Below are 247 nucleotides of genomic sequence, written 5' to 3'. Positions count from 1 at the left end.
TCTACTTTAGCATCTAGAACTTCCTGTCTATAACGTGTTCCATGACATACTTCACAAACTTGTGAAAAATCAGGCATAAACGCAAGTTCTGTTTTAAGAATTCCTTTTCCTTTACTGTTTGGACAAGCACCTTCAGAATTATAGGTGAACATACTTTTCTTTAGCCCTGTCTCCTTACTGAAAAATGCTCCTAATTCATCAAATGTATTGGTATAAGTTAATATATTTGAACGATTTGAAACATTAA

General features: G+C 32.8%; 1 protein-coding gene. It reads right to left on the bottom strand.

The features are described from left to right. Positions 1 to 247, bottom strand: a 247-nt coding sequence (locus tag ACSV5T_RS10220; protein ID WP_438321070.1) for a hypothetical protein, incomplete at both ends; no start/stop codon positions are given.

Origin of the sequence: Veillonella sp. ZSJB6 (assembly GCF_051549505.1) — a bacterium.
Lineage (GTDB): Bacteria > Bacillota > Negativicutes > Veillonellales > Veillonellaceae > Veillonella.
Note: the sequence above shows the minus strand (reverse complement) of the source record. Positions and strands in the feature narration are given on the sequence as shown.